Below are 20,055 nucleotides of genomic sequence, written 5' to 3' on the forward strand. Positions count from 1 at the left end.
ATCAGTTTAGCTTTTTCCTTGAATGGACATTAAAGAGAACAGAAGATGATAAGCTTTATGCACCATTTACATATAGTGTTAAGTTTGATGAAGATGCCAAGGAAATAAGGGAAGAGGATAGCAATAAGGAAAAGAATCAGGATGTAAAAGGTACATTGCTCACAGCGCTTAGCGTCCTTGAGTATGATTCTAGAATTAATGAATTGAATATAAAGAGTAGCTTTAAGTGGTATAGCCCTATAGTAGCATATACCTCTGATGTAATAGAGGATCTATACGAAGCTGGCAGGCTGAATAATCCAGAAGAGCTTGTACTTTCGTACAAGATATTATCACGCCAGCAGGAATTATTCAGTGACTATGAAAAGAAATTTTCAGACTGGGGCAAGAGGAACAAAGAAGACTACGCAAAGTTATTAATTGATATAAAGACGAATATGCAGAGATATATCAAAGACGGTTATTTCCATGTAGAAGACTTCTCAGATAAAGAAAATGCAAAGATAAACGCATTGGCACTGGCCCTTATATCAAAGGAGGATATGGAGGAATTTGGACTGGTGTTAGATGGTTCACGTTTAGATCTGGCATCTCTTTACTTCTTAGACTGGCTTGACAGAAATAGAGCAGAATCAACAGATACATGTGACTGGGTATTAAGAAAGGTGAATAAGAAAACAGGTCTCCCTGAAAATAATAGCTTAGACGGCTATGCTAGTCTGGAACAAATAGCCTATCACGCTTTTGGTTTTATGGAAAACACTGATCTCAAGTCCTTGAAGCGTATGTTTGATGCTCTTCAGGAATGGGGCTTTATCAGGGATTCTAAAGGCGAAATTACTGTAAATGGATTGTATGATAGTTATTCTGTTGCAACAGGCTTTCCACGTCACGGAGCAGGCATATTAACACGCAGTCAAGCGCTTTTAGGCATAGCATTATTGAGCTATGATTCACTTGAGGAATATCCTGATTTATTGCATGAGATAGTAAAAGGGGTAACAGGTGCTATTTCCATGGAGAAAGGTAAGGTGGGTGCCAAGAGAGACCAGACAAAGGAATCGGGTTTGAATTTAGTGGATAATATTGTGACTTATAGGTTTCTTGTTGATCTAAGGGATTTTTATAAAAGGACTGGACATGACTATTTAGCAGACCCCATCTCCGATGCAATTAATCCTATCAGGACATACTTAGAGAGACAGTCTTACGGAGGAGAGTTTAGATATGATTCTAAAGATGATGATTCTCTTATATCTGGATTAGGTATCAATGGATTTGTCATGGAGATGCTTGGCAGAGATGGGTTAAAAGACATAGGTTTCAGCAAAGATAAGATCAAGTCTATAGAAAAAACGATCAAGGTTGCAGATGGAGTTACAGATAAAGATCTATTAAGACAGTTTATGTTGAGGCGCTGGGCCATGGAAAACGAGAAGACAGAAGAGCTTGAGGAAAAATTAAAAGAGAGGCCATGGGCAAAGTGGAGAGATTATATACACTGGACAGTGATAATACTATGCGCCTTTGTTCCTGTAGCCTTGCACTGGCTGCGTCCATTCAAGCACCTGGGGACCATGTTTAATTGGCTTAAAGATAAGCTTAAAGGTTTATTTAAGAGCAAGAAGAAAACAGATGAGAAAGAAGCAGAATTAGAGGAAGAAGACGAGCCTAAGGCAAAGGATTTTCAGCTTAAACGTATGAGCGAAAAGGCAAGTGGATCTATAGCTGTAGAAGAATTTAAGCAATGGAAAACGTCTCTAGAGGAAAATCTAGAGGAAAAAGAAGAGATTGCTCGAGAAGATATCATGAGTAAGATAGATGAGCTTATGGTTTCCCATGGCCTTACCAGGTCTCCTCCTGAAATAGTCGGTTTTTACAGAGCCTGTCTTAGTGAATGCCCTGGGCAATTAGTAGATTTTTCTGATGAGTTGAATAGTAAGACAGGCGATGAGGAGAAGTTCGGAGTAATTGAAGCGTTAAAAGAATTAGAAACAGACCTTAAGGAACCCGCCTTTGTTCTAACAAAAGCCCATATTAAAAAACTTGGTGAAAAATTTAAGCTCGATGAAGATGCTGTCGACAAGGAGCTTATCAAGGATAACTATGCGTTCGAGTTTATCCTAAAGCCTATTGCTGTTGAGGCAGTCTATAGAGGTACCATAGAAAAGGTGTTTGAGGATACAGGTTATAAAGATAAAGACGAGCCAATGGATAAAAAAGACATGGAGTTTGTTGTGCGTCCGACACTGCAGAAGATAAGAGAGCGCCTATTTACAGATTACATATTAGAAGATCAAAAGGCAGATGATTTTAAAGACTTAGAGAAGAATGAAAAAGACGGACTCTGCATGGTTACAGCAGGTACTGAAGAGGTCGTGGATGGAAAATATCATACAGTTCCTCTTGAGGACTACATTATACATAAGATCGTAGCAAGGAATATTGGGCCACTTGCTACCAGGACGATTGAAGGCTGGCTGGCAAAGGATATGAAAGAGATGCTTACCAAAAAGGCAAAAGGACCTGAGGTGGTCAGGCAGTGGTTAGAGAAAAATATTTATATGTTCACTGAACTTATGCAGTCAGGGATAATTAAGTACAGGTGGTCGAATAACCCTCATGGTCCTGGAGGAGGGTCCTGGTTCTGTTTTGATGAAGAAGAGGTGGATGATTTCTTCAGGTATAACTTATTTGGGGATGTCAGGACTAAGGATGGAATAGGATTTAATGATAAGGAGGTTACTACAAAGCAGCTTAGAAAACTTGGGATCAAGGAAAAACTGGATGAACTGAGAAAGTTAAGTGAAGAGGCTAAAGGTAGGGAAGGGGAAAGTTACTTCCTGAACCTGTTTAATCAAAAGCTTAAGAGGTTTGGCCTGCTTGATGCATGGCAAGGAAAAGGGAAAGACAAGCTCACAGTCTTTGACTACATGACAATAATTACAGCAGGGTATGATGCAATGGCAGTAGCAGGCGGACAAGACAAAGAAAAAGAGATCTTTGGCTGGGCAAATCCAAGGAAATCAGAAGCAGGTTACCTCCTTATTACAAAGGGATATGGCGAAAAGGGGCATTTCCTTGATGAATTTATTATAAAGAAGTTTGACTTTGAAGGGACCATAGAAAAAGCGATTAAGGAAGAATATAAGGAAGACCCCTTTAAAGGAGAGGTAATAGCAAAGAATCTGCATGGCGTAAGGGGCATGCTAAAGATACTGTGGCTACCTGTAAGGGATCTATTGCCTGGCATTATAGGTGTGGCCTTGCTTTCACTTTTGGTTGTAAATTTTGGAACTGTACCAGAATTGGTCAAATTTATTTTAGGAATAGGTTCTATTGTAAGCTTGATCTGGCAGTCTAAATACAAGAAATATTTCTTTACAAAAGGTTTGCGCTCAAAGCCGAAACAGGAGCGTTTCTGGATGTGGATGTCAGGTATATGGCTTGTTTCTGCAGCAAGCATGTTTAAACTAGGTGTTGTTGCTACAGTAGCTACTCTATTTTCTAATGGAACAGTCATGGGTCCTGTAATTGGAAGCGTGTTGGCTCTAAATCTTATACTTGCACAGATATTAATATTCCCAGCCATAGTGCAGATATTTGGACAGACCATACCTAACTGGTGGCATGACAGGCAAGACAATCTCTCAGTAATCAAGTCAGATGAGCAGCTGTACAAGGAAAAGGCAACATGGTTTGGTTTTTCTCGTTCAATGACAGAGGAATTATGGAAGAAGTGTGAGAAATTATGGAAGGAGCATAAGGATGATACTCCTGAGGAGTTAAAGAAAAAGAAGCAGGAGTTAAAGGAAAAGAAGCTTAGCTGGAACCTCATGATCGCAGGCATGTCTCCTTTAACTGATATGACAGATAGCAAGAGATACGAGATATATGAAGAAGAGATGATGAGTCTTATGCTTTTGACTGAGGGCGGTTTTGACTACTTTAAAGGCAAGGATTCTGACTATAAGATTGAGAGGTTGATTGAAATATCAGCGTCAGAGGAGAAGGCTGAAGAAGCTATAACTATAGAGTACTTAGGGAAAAAGCAATGGCGCAATGCCCTAAAGAAGCTAGTTACTAGAGATTCAAAGACTGTAATAAAGAACTGGGCAAATAATCTACTCATGCACAATCCGTCAGAGAAGCTAGATTTTCCAATAATGCCTTCATTGACAGTCTATATCCCAACAGGCGGAGAGCCTGTAGAATACACATATACAAAGAAGAGCGGGGATGAAAAGATAGGAAAAGACCAGGCTATAGCTGAAGTACCAAAACAAAGTTTTGATACCTTGCTGCACTTTATAAAGAAGGGGTTTAAGGATCGCACTGATGGAAAGGAAGAGGCTGCTGCTGCATGGGAGATTATGATAGAGAGTCTTACAGCTAGATTTCCAAAGGATAGCCATAAGCAAGAATATTATTTTATCACTGATGTCCTGGCAAAGATACAAGAAGGCATTAGCCTTCCTCAGTGGAGAGAGGTTGAAGGCGAGGACAGAGGCTATATCACGACTAGACGCGGGAGATATGGGATTTCCCATGATAGCTGGAGAGAGATAGAATTTACGCTTAAGGATTTTATCCATTATGTCAGTCCTTATTCTGCATATAGTGCAATGACAGGCATGAATATCAAAAAGGCAGCAGAAGAAGATGCCAGGAGGTATTACAAGAAGCGTGGTGGAGAATCTGATAATGCCTATAACCAGAGGATCAAGGCACTTGTAGATGAAAAGGTGCAGATAGTCTATAAGTATGACGGTTATGTGTATAACTTTGCCACTGAGAAATACAGGTATGTAGATGCCTTACAGGCCATAGGCATTGAACTATCACCTGAAGAGCGCGAAGAGATAATGCTTAAGAAGCCAGTTGAGAAGTCAAGAGACGATTCATTCGTGAAGTTCGTAGAGAATGTAAATTCAGGTCAAGGTTCAATCTTAGAAAAGGATCTTAGTAAAAAGATAGAAGAAAAGCTCGGTAAATTTAATGCTGATGAGGCAAAGGTTCTACGCGGGAAACTGTATTTCATAAGACCTATTGAACAGCCCAAGGTTAATGATACTTCAGTTGGTAAAACCATGGCTGATGGCGGCAAGCTGATTGTTGAAGAAGAGCAACAAAAAGAATGGAAAGAGACTTATGACAAGAACATAACTAGCCTATTAACTGGTGAAGCAGCGTCTGTTACCAAGGTTATCGAGGATTATAATATTGACTTTTTCTGGGAAGGTACACATTCGCAGGATGAGTTAGTGGATGTAGGCAAATACTATACCACCTCTGTCAATGAATATAGGTTTAAAGGCGACCTTAAGTTTATATATGATAATGATATGAGGGTGCGCATGGAAGATGCGCGAAGCCTTCTCCGTGTAATTTCTAAATTCAGAGATGAAGCAAGTCTTGGCATATTGGGCTTTCCGCAGTATAGCCTTACAGGAAAGGCCAGTGATTCAGAGGATAATATAACCTTTGCAGAAGAGGCATGGACAGGTGAGGTGCAGAGATGGGGTGCCAGGCAAGGCCTTTTCAGACAGTGCGGAAAGTGTATTGAGCGCCAGGAGTATTTAGATAATTATGAGTCATTGCAATCAGGATATGTTGCAGAGGATTCAGCAGGCGGATATGCTCTTGCGCGCTTTGGCATAACCACGGATTATACGTCAGAATTCTGGCTCGGGACGCAGTTTGGCCAGACATTCAGGCAGTGGTCAGGGACAACCGGCTATAAATTCTGCATGGATTCAGCTGAGCTGGCACAGAGAAAGTCAATGCGTTACTTCTGGATGTCAGATAAGGTACATTGGTCTGATAAGGTCACAGCAATGTTCCAGACAAGCTTTTACTGGCTAAAGCCTGTTAAGCTGGCATACAATCTAAGCTTTGTATTTCTATACTGGCTGATGGGCATAAATCCCTTTGTAGTTATGCCTACTATATTGCTTATCGGGAGCTTTTTGTTCCTGGGATATATGTGGAGCCAATCAAGCTTGAGTGTAGGCATGCGCAGCAAGATAAAACAGCTAGGTGTTAAGAAAGGAATCGAATATGTACTTGGCTCTACAAAGCAGTTAAAAGCGGCTTTAGCAACTGGTATTGCTACGATAGCATTTTATAGCAGCGGCATACAATTACCTGTAATTATGGGGAGCTCGCTTTCAAGTCTTATTCCTTTTATAGGCATTGCATTTACTATTGTCTTTGCTCTTGGAGGATTTAAGAATTTCTTTAAGAAGTCATTGTTCTTCATTTCCCTTATACCAGTTTATTTCCAGGCAATGATGAGAGAAGGCTTATCCAGACATGTATTCTTTGCCCTTACCTCAGAGACAGGTGATGACAGGATTACAAAAGAGCCTGAAGAGTCTATATTTGAAAGGCATAAGTTTGGAATGAAAGCAGGCCTATTCTTCTTTATAGCATTTATGCTGGTATCATTCCATCCATGGAAGCTTCTTGCCACGCTTCCAGCACTTCTGTTTTTACTGGCCCAATTCTTTGGCCCGTATTATTACAATAGCGTTAGCCTTTCCAGGAATAGAAAATGGTATGCCATTAAATGGGGCTTTATCTCTATGTGGTGGTTGGTTGTCGGAACTCACAGGACAAAGGCCAGGATTGTAGAAAGAATAGAGAAATCCAGAGAAATGGGAGATACCTCTGTTCTTGAAAGACATGAATTACTGTCAGAGCTCTGGCAGAGTATTTCCGAGGAAGAAAGAAGGAGTTATCTTAAAAAGGCACGAGAGAAAGGCTCTAAAAACATTTATTATAGGGCCCGGAATATGTGTTTTGATCACTATAAAAAGGTTAGCCATAAAGGATGGTCGCGTTTCACCAAGGCTTTTATTGTGATGGTATTAGTAATGACCTACTATTTCTCAGCGCCGCTTCTAGCTGTTACGCTCGTGAAAGTTTTCTTAGCAACCGCTGCTGTAAGTAAGATAATAGAGATATTTATGGCAAAGAACCCAGACCCAAACACCTATCTTTTCCATGGATGGTCAGCTGATAGAAGAAAGCAAACCTCTGAGATCAGGGATCTAAGATATCTAACCTTCTTCGAGGAGATTGATATACTATCTAAGCGTACGTCTATCCATAGGAAGTTCAATGAGTTAAACAGGGATTTTTTGATTCCTGCTAAAACGCTTGAAAAGATTGATGAATTAGAGAAGGATTTAAAAGAGGCCGAGCGCACGGACGGCACAAAAGCTCTAACGGAGAAATACAATAACATATATATAGATAAAGCAAAACGTGAGCTAGAGACTGTTGACATGGCCTATGTACCACGTCTTCTTGGAACTATAGCAAAAGTTAAGGCTCAGATGGTAGAGCTGACTGAAAAGGAGCTTAACGCAGAAGAGCTCGAGAAAGCTTTTCATAAATCTATAAACTCTCTTTATTTTTCACATAGTTATGGACAGAGGGTTCTTCCTGCTATTATGTGGTCCTTGCCAGATGTTGAATCAGCAGTAGAATTCTGCGATAAATTAAGAAAGCTTTTAAATCGTGCTATGGATATAGGTACCTTAAGTGAGTTTATGGGAACAACTTTGGATGGGGTTGAGAGTAATATTAATAATAAGAATAAGAGTATAGATTTTAAAGATATTTCAGAATTTAGAAACTATCTTGCCAAATTAAAAGAGCATGTAAAACATTCATCAGAAGTGGAAAGGAAGGAAGATAAATTATATGAAAGACAGGATAACGTAAATAGGGCCAGGTACTGGGCTAGATTTATGAAGGTAATTACCCCGTTTATAATAGCAGGATTTGCATTGTCTCCTGTCACTACAGGCCTATTTGTAGGAGGTGCACTTATATCGTATATTTTAGCAAGAAAGGCAAAAGCAATCCTTATTTCAGAATTGTGGAAATGGAATAAAACAGCCTGGATAGCATTTACAGTATTATCTGTTTTTAGTCCGGCATCAGGGTTGCTTGTAATATGTGCCTTGGTACTAGCTTCGCTATTGATCGGAATATTTAAGATCGCAGATATATTAATAGGCAAGGATGCAAGATTGAATTTTAAGAAACTCTTGATTCTTTCCAAATTATCATTAGTTAGGTCAGATTTGAATACCTATAGAGCACGATTATCTAAGGATAAAAAGGCAGCAGTTAAAAAGGCACAAGAGCATGAAGAATCACTGGAGGCTGCCGAAAAAGACCGCGATAAAAAAGAGAGTGAATTTAAGCAACAGAAAGAAAAGCTTGATATTCAGGAGAGAAATGTCAAAAACCTTGAGGAAAAACTTGCTATGGATTCGACAGACCAACTATTGTACGCAAGATTAGAACTCGAAAAATCAAATTTAGAGCTAGGCAGGATAAGTCTCGAAGCTGCCAAAGAAGCGTTTGAGGGACAGAAGGCTTTAGTGAAGGTTATAAAAGAACCTGCTGCAATGCAGTCTCAAGAAATAGTGTCTGATATTAAAAGAAGGAGAACCAAATTAGACAGTGCCTCAGAGCGCATAATGGAAAGTCAGGATACAGTAGAAGGACAATTAGACGGATCTTATACATTCAGCGAGACCAGACACCGGGGTGATCTGATGTATCGTGGAAGGCACGCTACTATAAAACAAGCTGAGGAATTATTTAAACAGAGTACACGATTTTTCTTAAAGATAGTGATTTGGTTACACAGGCCTGCTAGTGCTTTCAAAATGGTATTCTATGATGCCAAGATAGCGTTATATGAATCTTCTAAGCGTTTTCCATTCGTCCCATATATAGCTACAGGCTTAGTCTTTTTCGTAACCCTTGTCAGCTCTGTATATAAAACCCTCAGGCGTACTAAGAATTTTGTTAGGTCTTTTGCTATAAAAGGAAGACTTGAGCGTTCAAGGCAGGCAATAGAACAGAGGCTACAGAAAGTATTCTCATTCCTGGCAGAGCAGGATTACGATCTGAGCAGTGAAGAATTAATATATAGTAAAGAGAAAAAACTTTTGGATGCACAAGGAAAGACCCAAAAGAGGAAAGAGGCTGTTGCTGCACAGAGAAAGAAGATGGGCCTGCCAGCTGGTATATTGGTTATCTTTGGGAATGAGGATATAGGATCCATTAGAGAAGCTGCAAGGCTTATTAAGAATGATATAGCAAGATCAGCACTGGTCACTGGAGGAAAAGGTAATGCATGGAAACCTTTATTAAGGAATGCCCGTAATGCAGGATATCTCCCATCGCTAGATCCAAAGGCAGGAGAAACAGAGGATAAGACAAAGGCAGGAAAGACAGAAGCAGAGGTCATAGCATGGATACTTAAGCAGGAAGGGGTACCAGAAGAGAAGATTGAGATACTAAAATCTACCAGCGAGGAAAAATTTATCGATACAAAAAAGACAGCAGATTTTCTCAAGAAATATCTAGAGGAAAGGGCCATGCAGCAGCAAGCCAGGATAGAGGCCATGAAAGAGGAGATAAAGAAGGCAAGAGAAATTTATAATATTAAAAATGAGAAGCTTCAATCTGCAGGCCACAAGCTTAAATTACAGAACGAAAGGACTATGTCAGCAAAAAAAGAACATGGCCTTGTAATGCTGAAAGTTAATAAAATTGAAGGTGAGATCGAGCAGCTTAAAGTGCAAAACGCAGATAGCCAAGTCTTAGAGCAGAAGCATAAAGAGCTAGGGAAAGCAAAGAGCTATCTAGGAGACATTGAAAAGCAGGAGAAACTCGAAAAAGGTAAAAAGGTAGAGTGTCAAAATAAATTTGACCAACTGGAAAATGAAGCCAACTTGGCTTTGCAGGAAGTTAATAATAAAGTAAAGAAAGTGGATGCACTGAAAAGTAAGATATTACAGCGCGCAGACGAACTTAAAAAGCTAGAGGAAGGTAAGGATAAAAAAGATGAAGCTGCTAAGTTAAGGCTAGAGATCGAGAAAGAAAAAATATACGATAGCATAATAGTGATACAGGAATCATTGCGTACGAAGAGGACTAAGCTGACTATTAAAGAGTCTTTCGATGACGAGATTACTAAAGACAGGATTAAGTTTATAAGCTACGCACCGTATATACCTGATTTCTCAAAGATGTCAAATGAAGGAATATCCGACAGTATTGTCATATCCAAAGAGGAGTTCGAGAACTTTGATAAATATGGGCCAGATGGTAAACGTCACATGAAGCAGTGCAAGATCCCTGAGGATGTTCGCAAGGCTAGGGAAGATCTTGATCGTATGCAATATATCCAGATTTTAAAAGAGGCATCTAAGGACATCAGCAAGAAAGATCTCCCAAGAGAAAAAGACAAGGAAAAGATAACCAAGAGCGATATAGATAAGATGGTGAGTAAGTTTGAAGAAGATTTACTTAAGGGTAAGGTTGTTCTTATGGGAGATAAAGATGGTGATCCAGCTGCGCAGGTAAAAATCATACTGGATTACAAAGGAGAGATAAAAGAAAAGATATTCCAGATCCATAAGGTGCTTTTGGATAGGCTTATAGATGCAAGGACAAGGCAGAGCGAAAGCTACGAGACATACAAAGAAATATTAAAGGCATTATTGATCAAGGAATGCGGCCATTACACAACCTCATCTGATTATGATCTTATTAGAATAGCGCATCTCAAGAGGCAATTTATGGAAAATCCGAATGACAAAGATGCTGCAAAGAATTTTACCTCCATACAGCTAAGCTATGAGTTTGAGAAATATAGCTGGATAATAGACTATCTCAAGAAGAAAGACATTACAGCTGAAGGCCTGGAGGAATTAGCAGGTATAGAAAATAAGCGCTATGAAAAGGATAAAAAGAAACTTCTTGCAGATATGATGCCTGAGTTAAAAAGTAAGCGTCAGGAAACAGAAATCGAAAATAAGGTTAAAGAATTACTAAGCCCTAAGGTCTATGAATTCTTGCCTGATTTAATGTGTGGATTAGCAACATTCATGAAAAGATATGAAGAGCATAAATATCTGGCTGTAGCTGAAGACCTGGCGCAAGGCAGAGGGCATGGTAAAGACGCAATAGCATTGGCACTTAAAGATGATGTGTTCAAGAATAGCCTTATGGGTGAGAGTAAGATAGTTAGCTTTAAAGATGGCCAAGACCCGGATGATATCAAAGCTTACCTGCGAGACCATTACTCAAGTGTACATGTGCCTCAAAGGGAAAAGACATTTGGCGAGGCACTATTACCAGATGAACAGGGTAGGATCAGAAAGGCTGTGGATTGGTTCAGGAATAAATCTATGTCGAAATCAAAGAAAGAACTTATTTTTGGCCCTGTTAATTCTGCAAAGCCACCACCAGCAACGGAAGTCATAGAGCCAGAAATAGAAGATAAAGGCGAACCTGAGCCTGGGAAAATAGAAGATAAAGGCGAACCTGAGCCCGGGACACCGTTAAAACAAAAGTTCAAATGGATCAAAAAACTTCAGCAATTTGTGAAATTAAATAATCTCAATTGCCTGGGCCTCCTTTTTATTTTACCGATAAAGAAAGCGCTTTCATTTGCTCCTACTACCTCAGATCCCTCACTCCTATGGCCTGTAGTAATTGTAGGAGGAATAGGCCTATTACTAGGTATAATATTTAGCCTTAATTCATCTGCAAAAAAACAATTAATCAAGAAACATAATACAGCTCTAGTCAATTGTTATTGTGATTTACCAAACTATGCCAGTCTCTTCCAGATAAATCTCTCAGGCAAAAAAATATTCAGGAGCTTTGATGCAAAGAATGCACGCAACTGGCCAAAACAGATAAACGTGGCACATGTAAAAGGATGGGGCATACCTGGTAAACTATATCTGATCTCGCCATTAAAGAAAACAGAAGACGAGTCCATGGAAACATGCCTTAACGCAGTAAAAAGGATGTTCGAGGCAGTGAAAAGTAAGGAACAGATACTTGATGCAATATTAAACGGTGATGAAGAAATAACCATAATCATAATAGCACCCGATGGCACACAAAAGAAGATCAAGATCGATAATATCTCCAAGTTAAACAAGGGAAATACATCTAAATTTAGAACCAAGTTACTAAGTAAAGCTAAAGTCGTAACAGCTGCAACACTAGCCTTATTATTAGCCCCAACCCTTCTCAATGCAGCCACAAAGATATCCATTATACAAAGCTCCCTATTACTGCCACTTGGAATCATCGCTGGCTTAGGACTGATAATCAGCATTATCTTCCTACGCCCATCATATAAACCAACAAAAGAGCAGATAGATACATATAATAGAAAAATATTACGCAAATATATAAGCAAACAATTAAAAGAACACCCACATATTAGCACTCCTTTTAGCGTAAATCTTAAAAAAGGTAAGCCTCCTGTTGTTGATTGCCCTACAGGAGAAAGCGGGATGAAGATCATAGATCAGTGCATTGTTGGTATGTATATAGAGGGCAATAAAGGTAATAAGATCAATCTTATGCTTCCATTAAAGGAAACAGAACAAGAACTCCTAACGATCGCTCAAAAGGCAGCCAGGAGGATACTTGAAGCCAAGAAGTTTTGGAGTATCGAATTTAGACCCAATGACCAAGTAATAGTAATCATGATCACAAAAGATGGCGAGCTAAAGACATTCAAGAAGAAACTCTCCGAGCTCGCAGAAGATACAGAAAAACAGCACCTTGCCCCGTACGAACTCGCGCAGTGGGCAGATAGGTTCTTTATAGCTGCTCTTGTGGGTTTTGTAGGACTTGCATTAGGGCATGCAGAAATTCACTATTTATTTGAGATAATAATAGGCGGTCTATCCATAGCCTCTTTAATCAAAAGCTTTTCTTTGCTGATAAAGGCCATTTCTTTCAAGTATACCTTAGAGCATTCATCAAATAATGGCGTGTTTTGGGGTATTACAAAGAGCGTACGCGGTTGCTCTACAGATAGGCTATTGTATTACCTCTGCAAAATAGAATGGCTTGTCAAAATGAGCAATTCCTTGCTCAAGAAGAAAGATATAGAAGATGTAGACATTGCCAGAGACCTGCTTCCTGAGATAAAGAATCAGATATCTAACGAAGAGGCTGTGTTTGAAGAGATTATTTCTGATAGAGACGCAAAACAGATAGCCTATTGTCATGAATCAGATGGAAAGATTCACTATATGGCAAGGAAAGTCCATGGTACTCTTATCCCGGTAATCGCCCAGTATCCAAAACGCCTACAATACGAGGTCTATTATAAAGAGCTGAAACAGAAACTTACAGGTAGTGAATTCAAGTTTCATCTGATGGCTATCCTGTTTGCCAGATTCAAATTTAAAAATAGAGACTCGTCTTCTAAAAAAGTACCTGAGACTATTTTTGTTCCTTACTTTAAACAACATGATGTTAAATTTGAAGAGAAAGCACTCGAAGCATTAGGGGCCCAGGTCGCAAAAGAGATGAGATATGCAATCCTGATCGTGCGACAATTGAACATTATATTACCTAAGAAGGAAGAACAAAAGGCTGCCTTCACAGAAAAAGATGCCAAGGAACTGATACAACGGATAAAAGCAGAATTTATAGAGCAAATGCTTAAAGAATTGAAAAACGGCCCCACAAAGAAAACCTCCCTTTTTGCATTAAATAAAGAAATAACGTCGATAGAAGAGGTGTGTAAGAAACTTAACATAAGTGATTCCTGGAGTGATTATTTCCACGAATACGCCTTAAAGGTAATAGATTATTTTGAGAATAACACAGCAGTTGATTTTAGCTACTCTAAAGACTATATATCTCCTTTATATGAAGCCATTCTTTTAAATAGAAATTCAGGTCTGATAATGGCAGCGAGACTAATTAAAAAGCTCATCGAGAAAAAAGGTAGAGATAGTCATTTTTCAGACGATGTGTTGATAGAGCAATGCATCCGTCTTGCTATATTTGAAGAGATAGAAAAGGCGATTACTGAAAGTGAGGTCGAAGAGCAGAAGCTAATAATTAAAGGTATATCTTCTGTAATGGGAGATAGAGAGCTGCCTATGACTATATTACTCACGATAGCCAAAGAGTTAACATCTTTAGTAAAAGATAATAATGCACATAAAAAAGATAAAATTTTAAGTTTCTTCTTTAGAGATACCCTAAGACATGAGAGGAAAGTGTTGAGGACCAATACCTTGATTACGCTAGCAACCATAGTATTTTTCCCGCTGTTCTTTGTAGGTTTACTTGCTTCAGGTGTATCACTTTTATTTGTAAACAGGGAGTGGAAGAGCAAGGACATAGATGAAAAGATAGTGTCCCTATTAGCATATTTAATCGAAGAGCAAAACTCAAATGTACAATCAGGGAAGATAATTGGCGGCATAGATGAGAAAGAGATAAAAAGAGGTGCGGATCTAAAAGATATTATAAAAAGCAAAGATCGTAAGATTGTAAGAAAGATTGTGCTTTTAGGCAGATTTTTAACGCAGCCTGTATGGTCTGAGCCGTCTAAAAGGGCCCTTGTGATAAATAGGTGGGCCCCGTGGTTATTTATAAGCGAGGGTTTTGCCCAGTACTGCGCACTGAGCGCCTCCTATTATAATTATTTTTATAATACTACGGAAGAAAAAGAACGTATTAATAAATATTTAATAGCTGTAGAGGCCGCTCATTTTGCATTTTCAAGGACAAAGAAGCTTCGCTCCATACCGTTTACATTTATTTACATAACACATAAGAGCCTTATAGCCCTGGCAAAGACATTGAAAGATGGTTTTAAAAAGAGAGCTAATAATATGTTCCATCTTACTATTTCTGCACCTGTCTCATACAGTGTTTTAGCATTGTCTCCTATGTTCCTTGAAATGGATCCTGTGTTGGCGCTTGTGTTGCGTATCGTGGGATTTATTGGTTTAGTGGCGCCTTTCTTGATGACGATTATCAAACCTAATGAGCTTATGTATGACGTTAATCATGATGTTGTTGTTGATAATGCAGATGGTTTAGATGAAAGAGGTATAGATAGATTGCTTGGTAAGCTCAGGCCAGAGGCAGGTAAAGAGGTTAAATTTTCTCTTTCAAGAAAGAGAAAATTTCGTCCAGATATTATTATAGATCGTTTTGAAAAGACCTGCGAAGGTGATAGTGATAAGGGCTATAAAGTTACATATACATTGAAGGTTAGAAATCAGTATGAAGAAAAGAAAGAAATGGTAGCAGGGATATTAGATATATTTAATTCAAATGGTAAGAGTAATATTTCTTGCAAGTTTGAAAATGATAAGGAAATTGGAATTGGAGATATTGCTGTTTTAGTTGTTGAAGGGCATAGGTCGCGAGATGAGATAATTGAGTGCGCTGAACAGATCGCCAGCGTTCTTAGACAGATAGAGCATGGAAGAGTCTCTACTGTAGGTAAGGATATCAAGGTACGTTTACACCTTAAGCATTACAATAATGCCATGTGTATGGAATACGCGCGACGCCTTTCTTTGATTATAGCAGTAGGAAGTTTTGAGCTTAGTCAGGAAGAGCTAAAACAGGTGCGGAGAATCATGAAAGCAACAGGCCTTTACCGCGCACGTTATGCATCTGGTCGTCATGCGCGTCCTGAAATAGACCCTGTAGATTTCCTTGAATGGTTATGTTCGACTGATGGATTTGGCAGTAGGTACTATTTTAGTTCTCATTATGATAAAGATATACATAAAGTCATTAAAGATTTAATAAAGAAAGAGCCATTTGTCTATCACCTGCTCCTAAACGACTATTTTTCACCAAATACAGTATCTTTTACAGCTAGGTATAAAGCGCAGTATGAATATATAAAAGAGATATTGTTGCCATTAATGAGGGCCAAAAGAAAGAGGGAGAGCGATAAGCCCTTAAGGATAAAGATAGCAGATCTTGGGTGTTCTGATGGTCGTGTGCTTGCCCGTGTAGGGGCCACTATACATGAAGACATGGACGACAACTATTATGTGTTGGGAAGTGTGTTTCCGCCGTTTTTGCATCTTGGAATGAACGTTGGATTAGAGATGATAGGAGCTGATATAAGTTCGTCTTCTATATCTAGCGGGAAAAATCAGTTAACTGACTGGGAAGTAGTATTAAATGAAATGTATACTGACAGAAGCTACGAAATGACTCCTAGAAAAGATCTACAGGGGTACGAGTATAACCATACGATTGACGGTCATAACAAAGAAGACATGAAAGAAGTAGATTATATAAATTCTAATCTTTCGGGCAATGATCTCACGAGTATTAGACACGCAATAAGCTTGGTCCAAGGCTCTGTTATTGATAAGAAGATATTAAGGCGTGTGATTGACTCTGACATTATACTGATCAATTCTATGATGTATCTTTTGACGCCAGAGGCGCGCGAGAAATTATGGAAGTTTATAAGAGATAATGTAAGCCCTGATACACATATACTATGCGCAATAGCAGATGAGAAATTTTGGATGAAAGACGGTTCTTTAATAGAGAGTCGAGAATTTGTAGAGAGCCTTACACAGGATTTTGATTTCGCTTATCTTAGTGATGAGAACGAAAAAATAACTTATGGCAAACCGCTCATGGTTGTATTAATGAAAAAGCCTGTTAGTGTTACCAAAGCAGAGAAGCAGAAGAAAAAATATTCTCTAGCCGGCGGTCGCATTCCAATCTTAACTGCTCTTCTCAAGAAGTTGCATCTTGATTATGACTGGCTGCAGACGTTTATTGAGCAGGGTATTTTTGTGGGTCTTGCCCTGTACTTGGCTGGGTCTGTGGGATTAGGGGGCTTTGGCATATTATTGAGCTTTGCAATGTTCTTTGGCGCACATGTCCTACCAACAAAGCATGCGCCGCCTGCTAATAAATGGCATGCTGGCATCGTTGCACTCCTCAATGTTGCAATACTAATGTTAGGTCTGAGCTTTGTGCCAGCAATGGCTATTACTATACCTATGCACCTGCTGGCAAATAAAGCATTTGATAAATTCGCTGAGCCGAAAAAGGCGACATTATTCTATCACTTGGCAAATAGATATAATCAGTTACGAATAGGTGATTGTGTCGAAATAATCAAGCATGACTTTAAGTTGGGCGATAGTGACGAGTCTATGATAACTAAATTGATGGAAGATTTTAGTAAATTAGATATAGATATCGAAGATTTTGACGAAGATCATGGAAATAAATTAAGGATTTGGAAGACTAATGATAAAGATATAGAGTTTAATCTATATCATGTGAAAGATTTTATGTACTCAAAGATAGATAAGACAAAACCTTTAGTTCTTATTAAACAAAAAGGCGGCCTAGGGACTTGGTTAGCCGAGATCTTAAAAAAGATTTCCGGCCTTGCCCCCGCAAGCAAAGTCTTCCTGGCCGCCTTTACTATATTTATTTATAGGTTAATGGTAGGAGGATTAGTTTTAGATAATGCAGCTTTAGCGAGTATATTAGAAGGCGCAACAGGATTAATTGCTATAGGAGTGATAAATGCGGGAGAAAAATCCACTGAAGATCTTAATCATTTCAACTTATCAGAGAAACATTTTGAAGAATATTGGAATAAAACAGAAGTAACATTTAATGCTAAGATGAAAGAGTATTTTAATCTTGAACCAAAGGCAGCGAAGAGGATTATTGAGAATACTTTTGTAAAAAATAAGAGGTTTATAGTAGTTCCATTTGCTAATAATCGAGGCTTTTCTTTATATGGCTTGGATCTTTGCTTGGATGTAAAAAATCAGCAAAAAAAGATTTTCTTATTAAACGTAGGCACTGATGTAACAGCCCCTTACAGAGATAAGATGATCTTATCTCTAAAGAACATTCCTGTTAATACCTTTTCTACTAATATTATGAGGAGTATTGTCTCTTCTGAAAAAGCTCCTGTTAGTCGTGAGATTTCTACTCTTATCTCCAGATACCTGCAGGGAAAGGATAAACAGGTTTATATCTCTAGTAACAATATTTATTTCGTAACTTATGTAGAAGGAAAAGCATGTGTTGTAAGACAGAGAAAATGGAGCGGCAAAGGAGAATCACATCTTATTCAGGGTAAAGATAGCATAAAAACAACTTTGAAGATGTTAAAGCGCAGTTCTTCAAATGTCTGGGAAGTTAAACTTAATCCCTTACCATCTTATACGTTTAAGTTAATCCAACACAAGAAAGGTCAGGATAAGAGTAAAATCGTTAATATGCCTACATTTCAACAGGCATGCAGGTTAACTCCTTGGCAAAAATATATAAAGGCTATTAAAGCAGAAGCCAAAAAAGGTTCAAACCCAGGTTTTAAAGTTAATTTTCCGGAGTGGGATTTCATAGTTGATATAGTAAAGTTAGCCAAAAAGCGTATCTCAAGGTTGATGCCTCTTTCTAGGTTGGCATTTAGATATTTTAAGGGTGGGATAGCAAATAGGATCAAGATTTTAAGAATAGGCCGTTATTCGAAAACATTAAACATAGATTCTCCAACATTTACACCAGGACACATACCACCTGTTAAATATTTAAGCTTATTAAAGAAAGATTTAGTAAAGCTGTCAACTGTTATTAGAGTTAAAACCAAAGATGACTCTATAGCACAAACTGATATAGAAGCGATTTTAAAAACCTTAGAGACAAGGATGCTTCTTGCTAAGATTTATACCTGGGCGATCCCAGGCCTTTCGGCTTTGGCTCTAGTATCTTTTAGCGCCTCGTTATATGTATTTTTTATAGCACTAAGCGCCTACCTTGCAATAAAGATGTGTAATTTTGGACTTAAGCTCTACGATTCTATCTTTAATGGTCAACCCATGTCCAAATTCAAAAAGTCACTCAGTATAAATAAAATACCTTTCATTGCCAGATTTTCTGCAATAGTCACTATCATACCCGCTATTGCTGTGTATGGCATGACAGAGCTTAATCCTGTGCAGGTTAATGCAATAGCTGTAGCTGCTATATTTTTCGGTATCATGTCCCTTATGCTAAAAGCGATAAGAGTATTATTATATACTCCGCTCAGGTCTATAACAGGTATCCCTGAAAAGGTTTTAATCGGCATTGGAATAATTAGCGGAATTGCGCATATCTCAGGGGTTATGCATGTTGGTATTGCTATGGTAGCTGTCGGCGCAATAGGCCTTTTCTTTTTGAAATTAAAACAGACGAAAGTTCTTTCTGCCCGCCTCACTACTTTTATCAACTCTATATTGATTGCCGCAGGTGGTTACATTACCGCCTTTGGGATCCCATTATTTATAAGAAAAATGTTTGTATCAGCTATGCCTAGCGAAACGCACACTCAGACCCTGGCATTGCTTACACCGATGATGTTGTTTTGTAGCACCCAAGTGAAAATAGTGAAAGAAAAGGTCAAACAAGTCATTGAAAAGGTGAAGAATATTAAAAAGTTGAAAGAGAAAATAGAAGAATTTGGGCGTATAGGGATGCTAATGGTTGTTCTCAGCGGTGCTTTTTATTCGCTTTCTAACTTTATTGGTAATAATTTTGGCGACAACATAGTTGCTTCTCTTGTGAAGAATATAAGTATGCTGGGTGCAGCAGGGGCTGTGGGTATGTGGCGAAACCTGCAATGGGAAATTAAAATATTAGAGAAAGAAACAACTTTTAACTGGGGTAGATTCTGGAGAAATTTAGGATTATGGAGTCTATTTGCTATGCTGTTTGGCACGATATGGCATGATAATGTCCTTGAACTGTTATCAAAGGGCTTAATTGGACAGGTAGCATTGGACCAACTTCTATTAGCCCCATTCTTTAATGCACCCCTAACTTACATTCTTGGTAAAAAGTTTGTTGAAAAAAATTCATGGAAAGACTCATGGGAAAATTTAAAGAAGTATTGGATCCCGTTTTATATACTGTTCACAAGCTATTGGGTTTCTATTGTAACGGTTGCCAGGGCTCTTGGACCTAAGTATGCGTTTGCAGTATGCGCTACCTTTTCTATACCATGGGCATTTATCCTAGCACGTATCTATTATGAATATAAACCAGTCTTGCTTGATAAGATATCCGAGCGCATTGATAAGGTTAAACAAAAATTAGGAATAGATACATTAAGTCTAAAGGTTCAGGCGCTGACACAGAGAAGTAGAATCATCGGCAGATGCCTCTGAGTTTAAAAAAAGATAA

Annotated in this window: 1 protein-coding gene; it reads left to right on the forward strand. The window is 38.6% G+C overall.

The window, feature by feature from the left end; translation table 11 throughout:
- Window positions 1-155 precede the first annotated feature (155 nt).
- Window positions 156-20,039, forward strand: coding sequence for a hypothetical protein (locus P9L93_04165; GenBank protein ID MDP8230280.1), 19,884 nt, complete (start codon window positions 156-158; stop codon window positions 20,037-20,039).
- The last annotated feature ends 16 nt before the right edge of the window (window positions 20,040-20,055 follow it).

It is taken from the genome of Candidatus Gorgyraea atricola, from assembly GCA_030765235.1.
In the GTDB taxonomy this organism is placed as follows: Bacteria; Omnitrophota; Gorgyraeia; order Gorgyraeales; family Gorgyraeaceae; genus Gorgyraea; species Gorgyraea atricola.